This window comes from Mycobacterium sp. 1245852.3, from assembly GCF_001669335.1.
In the GTDB taxonomy this organism is placed as follows: domain Bacteria; phylum Actinomycetota; class Actinomycetes; order Mycobacteriales; family Mycobacteriaceae; genus Mycobacterium; species Mycobacterium europaeum_A.
Genome location: NZ_LZLL01000573.1, coordinates 1 through 514, shown reverse-complemented (window position 1 = coordinate 514; position 514 = coordinate 1). Strand labels below are relative to the sequence as shown.

1 protein-coding gene is annotated in these 514 nt (G+C 64.4%); it reads right to left on the bottom strand.

What is annotated here, in order from left to right; genetic code table 11:
• The coding region (locus tag A9W96_RS26765; protein ID WP_197499666.1) for a class I SAM-dependent methyltransferase at positions 1-514 on the bottom strand (514 nt) is incomplete at both ends.

The window sequence follows — 514 nt, the reverse complement described above, 5'->3', positions numbered from 1 at the left end:
CGCAGCCGGTCAGGTACTTCATATACCGGTCGTAGACCTCCTGGGACTGGATGGCGATCGCCTGCTCGCGATTGGCCTCGAGTGCCTCGGCCCACAGGTCCAAGGTCCTGGCGTAGTGCAGCTGCAGCGACTGGACGCGGGTCAGGTCGAAGCCCGCGGTCACTCCGTACTCGCCGACGGTCTGCGGCGTCGGCAGCCAACCGCCGGGGAAGATCTCGGCCAGGATGAACTGCGAGAACTGCACGATTTCGTGGGTCAGCTTCAGGCCCTTGGCCCGCGCGTCTTTGAACGACGGCCGAACGATGGTGTGCAGCAACATCACTCCGCCGGGCGGCAGCGCCTGGTAGGCCATTTTGAAGAAGCGGCCGTAGCGCTGCCGGCCGAAGTGCTCGAACGCGCCGATGGACACGATGCGGTCCACGGGCTCGTGGAACTTCTCCCAGCCCTGCAACCGCACCTCGATGTTGCGGCTGGTCGGCAATCCGGCCAGCTTGTTCTTGCTGTACTCAAATTG